Annotated in this window: 4 protein-coding genes; all 4 read right to left on the bottom strand. The window is 64.7% G+C overall.

Features of this window, described 5'->3' with window-relative positions; genetic code table 11:
* Positions 1-489: 489 nt before the first annotated feature.
* Positions 490-1,779 (bottom strand): hypothetical protein, encoded by a 1,290-nt coding sequence (locus tag I5Q34_RS23400; protein ID WP_199894361.1) that lies wholly within the window; start codon positions 1,777-1,779, stop codon positions 490-492.
* Positions 1,780-2,705: 926 nt separating this feature from the next.
* Positions 2,706-3,473: a lytic polysaccharide monooxygenase gene (locus I5Q34_RS23395; RefSeq protein WP_199894360.1), complete on the bottom strand. Its 768-nt coding sequence runs from the start codon at positions 3,471-3,473 to the stop codon at positions 2,706-2,708.
* Between the two features lie 31 nt (positions 3,474-3,504).
* Positions 3,505-4,917, bottom strand: coding sequence for a fibronectin type III domain-containing protein (locus tag I5Q34_RS23390; protein ID WP_199894359.1), 1,413 nt, complete (start codon positions 4,915-4,917; stop codon positions 3,505-3,507).
* A 299-nt stretch (positions 4,918-5,216) separates the two neighbouring features.
* Positions 5,217-6,676, bottom strand: a 1,460-nt coding sequence (locus I5Q34_RS23385) for a transposase (RefSeq protein ID WP_199894358.1), incomplete at its 5' end; no start/stop codon positions are given.

Genomic DNA, 6,676 nt, shown 5'->3' with positions numbered 1-6,676 from the left:
ATGCCCGACCAGCAGAAACCCAACGATCACATTCGGAATGCGGATGGCTTCTCAGTGGCACAGCCCGCACGGTGCCGCTCGGAGGTGCGGCGCACCCGGGATGCTCGTCGGCCGCATCCTGAACAGACCGCCCATCATGCCGCCCTCATGGGTCTTGTCAGTATCACGCACTTCGTGCATCTGAAACGAGTGAGCGGACCTCATATGCGCCACGGCGGGCCAGGGGTGTCCCCATCGTCATGCGCGGGCATCCCACCCGTCAGCGCGCCTGCGAGATAGGCACCGCGGCCGCATCGCATGCTCTGGGCGCCCGCTCCATGGCCACGTCCGCGCCGCGCCGTTGCGTGCGATCGGACCGCTGTGCTCAGCGGCTTCCGGAGCAGGATGGCCCGCCCCACAAGCTGCTGAGCATGCGCGTTCGGTTGCTCAAGACGGCTCGTTCAAATCACCGTGCATGACGTCCGGCAAGAACTTCCCGGCGGGATGTTCTCAATCTACAAGGCGAATGTCGTAAGCCACGCTGTAGTCCCAGCTGGAGTAGCGGTCCTGGACCCAGCTGCGATGCGAAGGGCTCTTGAAGTCCCACCGGTACACGCGATCGTAGTCTTCCAGATTCCCGGTCAGAGGAATGCTGATGGAATGACGCCCGAGGAGATCCTTCTTGTCGGATTCGATGCGCTTGGACACCTGGTAGGAGACCGCTGCAGCGACCGTCGCGGCAAGGGTCTTTTGGGCTTTCTTGTCTCCCTTCAGAGCATCGTTGAGATCCTTGGCAATGCCGATGAAGTGCTCAACATTCGCACCAGTGTCGATGTTGGCGTCCTTGAGGGCGCGGTTGAGGTTCTCGACGGCGCTGATGATGAGATCGGGGTTCGCGGCGGTGCCGGCGTCGGTGAGCTTGGCGCCGACGGTCTTGACTGCGTCGACCACGTTGGCGATGGCGTCGGAGTCGGCGTCGGTGAGCTTGGCACAGGCGGTCTTGGCTGCGTCGACCAGGGCGGCGATGGCATTGGGGCCTGCGGGCTTGACGCCGGCGGTCCCGGCTGCGGCGACCACAGCGGCGATGGCATCGGGATTGGCGTCGAACGCGGCGTTCCCCTCCGCTACGGCCTTGTAAACGCTGTAGACATCGTGGGTCAACTTACCCAGGGCCGGGATGGCGCTGAGTTCGATAGCACCGAGGCCGGGGATGGCAGCGAGGGCGGGGACAGCTGCGACGGCGGGGATAGTGACAAGGGCGGGGATGGCAAGGACGGCGTCCTTGATCGTCTGGGTGATGGCATCTCGCGCTTTGTCATACTCTCCCTGGCCCCACTGCTCGCCGAGATCCCAGTCCCAGGCCGTCAGTTCGAGATTGACATGCCCCGTTTCCGGAATATCTCCATAGAACAGCACGGCCTCCTCCCCCTCGAACCTCAGCGGGGCACTGTTCGTCGCGCTCTTGTCGATCTTCCGCGGCTTGGTGAAATGTGAGACCGGTTCGTTGCCCACGACCCCGGCTGCCATAATGTGAAGCTTGTCGTTAAAGAAAACGCCTTCGCGCTTGCGGCAGTTCGCTTCAAAGAGACTGATCTTCAGCTTCATATTCTTGGCCATTTCGCAGATTGACTCAACTGCTGCAAGGTGCAGCATCTTCAGGGCGCTGCAGGAGGGTGAATGCCCCACCGGGCAGGCCACGGTTTTCGTGACGTCCGGAGAGGCGTGGTCTTCCTGGAGATTTGACTGTATCCGCTCTTGCGCTGGACACTGATGGCCAAAAGTTGAATTCCATTTTTCCATCGACGACAGTGTTCGCTGCCGTATGTAGGTGCAGAACAGGGGCTGACGCTGCAGTCGGTCCACGATGCTGCCGCAAGCCGGGGCGAGGCAACTGTCAGCAAGTTGAGGACCCGTGGCGCGGCAGAGGCCGTCAAAGTCCTGAGCTTGACTCTCATCGTCCGGCGTCGAACGTGGTCAGTGGGCCTGCCCGGAGCGCTCACGGACACGGCACGTTTCAGTCAGCAGGTAGACAATGAGGCCCTTGCGGTTCACCCCGTTGGTCCTGGCTCCCTTTCGATGGTGGCGGAGAGCGAAGCCGATGCTCGTTGGTGTTATCTGATGGCTGCCAACAAGCTGGTGAGCGCGGTGCTTTCGGGGCTGGGCCGGGTGCCCGGGTAATCAGTGTCGACTGCTTTGCTCTGCAGTGACGTCACAGCTATGTCATCGTGCTGATCGATGCCGAGATACACGCGAGGATCGATGGTCCTGCCCAACTGCAGGTCGAACGCATGAAGCGTAGCTGCGCTCTCATCCAAGTGGCGTTGAGATCGTGTGCCGTGACGGCTTCGTCCGGCAGCCGCGGCACACCTCGGCGGACTCCTTGCGATGCGCCCAGAAATGACCATCCTTGTCGATCTCCTTGGCGACTTCGCCCGAATCACGCCTGAGCACAAGGGAATGGAACTCGACGTCCGGACCGTTGGTGTTCCCGCGGTCGAGTTCCCCGAACTGGCAGCCTTCCTCATTGGCCTGGGCCGTTCACCGGACAGATCCGGCGTCGGCCGACCCCAGTCGCGACGGACGGACCCAGGAGGCGTCCTTCTACTGGTGCCAGGCTTGCGGATGATGTGACGCAAGTGCGCTCCTTGCATGGCGAAGGGCCGCCGCCGGAGGAGGGAGGGGAGGCAGTCGGCGGCGGCCCGGGGGCTCACAGGGATGTCAGATCATCACAGGGTGACGTCGCTGTAGGAGTAGAACGACTCACCGGTGCCGTTGTTGCCGAAGATCTGGTGCTCCTTGTCGATCAGCGGTGATGGGCTGTCGCCCGGGAGCATGCGCTCCCAGACGGCGTAGACCACATACTTGCCATGCGGCAGGTTGTTGGGCAGCTTGGCCTTGTTCGTGTAGAGGGCGCCCAGGCCCGTGCCCGTGTCATCGGTCGCGCCGGAGCGGTCGTCGTGGGTGTAGGCGACCAGGAAGGGGATGTCCTGGAGGTCTTCCCAGTTCACATCCCGGTTCTCCTTGTCCGCTTTCTCCACGGCGCCGGGCTTGCTGATGTAGTACGAGATGTGGCCCGTGTGGCTCGCGCTGGCCGACCACTTGAACTCGATCTCGTTCCCGTTCTGGTAGAGCTGTGACAGGTCAGTGCTCTTCCACGGGATGCCGTGGTCGTCCAGGTGCTGCTGGATATTGTAATTATCGCTCTTCGCGCTGGCGAGGTAGCCGTCCGGGACAGCCGCGTGATGCTTGCGGTTGGCGTCGCCATGCTTGACCGACTGCCACTCGGACAGGGCCTGGGGATCTTTCGCGATGAACTGCTTGCAGCCCTCATCGAGTTGGCCCCCTTTAGTCTGCTCGTGCCAACAGTTGTAGATGCGGGAGGCCGGGAACTCGTTGGAGCCGTGAGCCGAGGCGCCGGTGGCGGTGAGGCCGACCAACATGGCGGGGGCCAGGCCCAGGGCGGTGCTCACCGAGATCTTCTTACGGAACTTCATGGGTGTCCTTCTGGGAAGCGAGTCGGCGAGGTCAAGAGGCGGGGGTGGTCACGGTCACGGCGTCGGTGTACTCGCTCCAGGAGCCGTCCCACAGCTGGGCGCGCAGCTTCACGATGTACGTCGACGACGGGTGGGCGCCGACCTGGACGTCAGCGATCGCGTCGCCGCCGTTGGCCGGGCCGGGGCGCACCGACTTCGCAAGACCATCCGGGTCGTAGTAGTTGATCGTGGTGGTGGACTTGTTGCCGTCCTGGTCGGTGATCTCGGCCTCGTAGCGCAGGACCTTGTGGGCGGCGTCGGTTCCCTTGGGAGTCGTCCAGCTCATCGCCAGGAAGTCGGTCTGCGGACTGTCGGCCATGCCGTAGGTCTGCACGGCGAAGTTCGTGGGAACGGTGTCCGGCTTGGGCGGGGTCACGCCCTTCGTGGTGACGTCGACGGCCTCACTGGCCTGGGAGGTGTTGCCGGCCGCGTCCTTGGCCTTGACCGTGAACTCGTATGGCGTCTTGGCCTTCAGGCCCGTGACATCGCCTTCGAGCTTGTCCTTGGCAAAGGTGGCGACCGGGGTGTCGATGCCCTTCTGGAACACGTCGTATTCGGTGACGCCGACGTTGTCGGTGGCCGCGCCCCACTTCAGGTGCACGGCCTGGTCGCTGGTGGCCGTGGCCGTCAGGGACGACGGCGCGGTGGGCGGCTGGGTATCGGGCGTCACCTTCTTCGTATGGACCTTGACGGGGTTGCTCTTGGCGGACTCGTTGCCAGCGGCGTCCTTTGCGGAGACCGAGAGGTTGTATGTGGTGTCCTGCTTGATGCCGACGTCCTTGCCCAGCACGATCTGGCTGGAGTTGGTGGTCTCGGTGAGCAGGACGCCGTTGTTGTAGATCTTGTAGTTCTGGACGCCCACGTTGTCGGTCGAATCGTCCCAGTCCAGGGAGATGGAACCGTCATCGGTGGCAGCGCCCGTCAGGTTGCCCGGGACAGTCGGAGGCTGGTGGTCAGGGTCCGGCGGCGCCGGTGCGTTGTCGCAGTCGAAGGCCTGGCTGTTGATCTCGCAGTTGGTGATCTTGGTTTTTCCGCCCGAGGGAGTGTCGTTGCCGAGGTCGATCCGTAGCTTGCTTTTCGCCGCGACGGGCGCGTTGCCTTCGTTCGAGAGGGTGACATGGCGACCGTTCTGGTCCGCTTTGACGCCCCAGGAATTGGCCTGGGGCGTGCCCTGGGACACGTTGAACTCCAGCTTCCAGTCTTTCTCCGCGGAGGAGCCGGAGTTGTTCAGATTGAAGGTGAAGCTGCGGTGATAGCCGCTGTCCGACCCCTTGTCGAAAGCTGCCGTGAGGTCATGGTCGCCGGCCAGGGCCGAAGAAGCCAGGGGGGCGATGACCGCGCCCGCTGCGGCGGCCACGGCCGCGCAGGACAGGGCGATGCGCTTGTTGATGCGCGGACGCTGCATTTTTTGGTCCTTGGATAGTCGACGGACCCAGGCCGAAGCACGGGGTCGGTCATGAGGTGAATGCAGGACAGGGCCTACTTGGGGCGAGCCTCGCAAGCAGTGCCGCATGCGCCGGGGCGGACGAGGCGGGGCTTACGGACCGGGCCCCGGCGCCCACTACGGCTGACGTTAACGATCAATAAGCGCGATGGAGTGCAGTCAAAAGTTGATCTTCATGATCCGGCTGGCGGCTTCTCGACCACCAATACGCCGAACACACCCTGAGCTTGACTCTGTCGGGGATCTTGGTGTCGGCGGAGTCAACTGCCCAGAGATCGCCAGGACTTCAGGCGAGGGATCTCGCGCTGGTCGAGGTACCTCTGGAAGGAAGTCGGCTGGCGGGGTGTGAGGGCTTCCACGGCTGGTGGCAGTCCGCTGAGGCGCTCGATGTTGACGGCGATGGCTGTCAGGACGTGCTGGACATGAGCCTTTCTCTGTCCTCGGTAGCGGCAGCGCCGCATGCCGTGTCCGTGGGCGAACTCGTTGACCGTGCCCTCCACTCCGGAGCGGACCGCGTAGCGGGCCTTCCACCCGGGCGTCTGCTGCTCGGTGCGGATGCGGAGTTGCAGGTCGCGGAGCTCTCGTGGAGGAAAGCCCACGGTGCGGTGGCTTTCGCGGGAGGTGGTGCACTGAGCGCGTGCCGGGCAGGGCTGACACTGGCTCTTGGTGAACCGTGCCACGATCAGCGGGGCCGCGGTGGGTGAGGAGGTCGGGTAGGGGCCGTGCCAGCCCGCGCTGACCTGCCCCTGGGGGCAGGTGACCTGCTGACGGTCGAAGTCGATGTGGAAGTCGTCCCGGGCGAAGCCCTCGCTTCGGCGGTGCTGGCGGGTGGGGTTGCTCTTCAGCGGCCCGGAGACGGTGACCTGGTGTTCACGGGCGGCTTGTGCCAGGTGGGGCAGGGAGGTGTAGCCAGCGTCGACCAGGTGCTCGGCGGGCAGCAGGCCGCGTCGGGCGAGGCGGGTGTGGACGCCGGGCAGGACCTGGCTGTCGTGGGTGGTGGCCGCGGTGGTGGCGACATCCGTGACCACGTTGGGGCCGTCGGCAGCACAGGTCTCGGTCAGATGAGCGGCGAACCCCTTCCAGCTGATGATGTGTCCATGCCGCGCGTAGCGGGCCGAGGTGTCGTAGGGCGAGACGATCGCCCTCGACGACGGCGGCAGACCCGCCCCGCCTTCCTTCTCGGCGGTGCGCCAACGCAGGTGCCCAGCAGCATCACGGTGATAGTTCTGCACCATGATCTGCCGCAGAGCCTGGACGCGAGGACCGGACATGCGGTCCGCTCCGTACCGGCAGAGGTGTTCCAGAAGCCGGACGGCGTCGTTTCCGGTAGCAAGGATCCTGGTCATGGGCTTGGTGGGGTTTTTCCCCAGGCGGACCGGCCGGCCGTAGCGCAGCCCCCAGCCCTCGTCGACCAGCTCGTCCAGCAGATGAGGAGAGATGCCTGCGACCTCTTCGAGTGCGGCGCGGACCGCCTCGGTGACCAGCTCCAGGCGGGTCAGGTCGCGCACCGCGGCCAGGACGTGGGTGGAGTCGGTGCGCTGGGTGGTGCGCTCGCGGACGAGACCGGCCTCCTTCAGGCGCGCGAGTGCGAGGTCGAGGAGGCGGTCGGCGCGGCCGTCCTCGGCGAGACGATCACGGAAGTCGCCCAGCACACTGTGGTGGAATCCGGGGTCGTCCAGCTCCATGGCCATCGCGTACTTGAAGTCGATGCGGCAGCGGA

The sequence above is a fragment of the Streptomyces sp. AV19 genome, from assembly GCF_015999245.1.
GTDB lineage: Bacteria > Actinomycetota > Actinomycetes > Streptomycetales > Streptomycetaceae > Streptomyces.
The sequence above is the reverse complement of the archived record's forward strand: the minus strand, read 5'-3'. Positions and strand labels throughout refer to the sequence as shown.

Coding starts and splice junctions, on each gene's coding strand:
- I5Q34_RS23400 (WP_199894361.1), bottom strand. CDS start 1,779: ATGGAAAAATGGAATTCAACTTTTGGCCATCAGTGTCCAGCGCAAGAG.
- I5Q34_RS23395 (WP_199894360.1), bottom strand. CDS start 3,473: ATGAAGTTCCGTAAGAAGATCTCGGTGAGCACCGCCCTGGGCCTGGCC.
- I5Q34_RS23390 (WP_199894359.1), bottom strand. CDS start 4,917: ATGCAGCGTCCGCGCATCAACAAGCGCATCGCCCTGTCCTGCGCGGCC.